Source organism: Paenibacillus sp. S29, assembly GCF_049319765.1.
Classification (GTDB): domain Bacteria; phylum Bacillota; class Bacilli; order Paenibacillales; family Paenibacillaceae; genus Paenibacillus; species Paenibacillus polymyxa_B.
In genome coordinates this window covers 1-201 of the sequence record NZ_JBMOUI010000133.1, presented here as the reverse complement: position 1 = coordinate 201, position 201 = coordinate 1, and the positions used below count along the sequence as shown (strand labels likewise).

Sequence of the window (201 nt, the reverse complement as noted above, 5' to 3'; positions counted from 1 at the left end):
GACAGCTGCAGCGTGGCGGATTACCGGACCTTGCAGGAACGCTTCGGCTCGTTGTTCCGGATCATCAACGCATACGGTGTGACGGAAGCGGCGATCGACTCCAGCTTCTACGACGAGGAGCTGGCGAAGCTGCCGCAGACAGGCAATGTGCCGATCGGCAAAGCGTGGCTGAATGCGAAATTCTACATCGTGGACGCGCAT

At 59.2% G+C, this 201-nt stretch carries 1 protein-coding gene; it reads left to right on the top strand.

The features are described 5' to 3' along the window. On the top strand, window positions 1–201 hold a 201-nt coding region (locus ACL9RM_RS26870), incomplete at both ends, for a hypothetical protein (protein ID WP_414126740.1).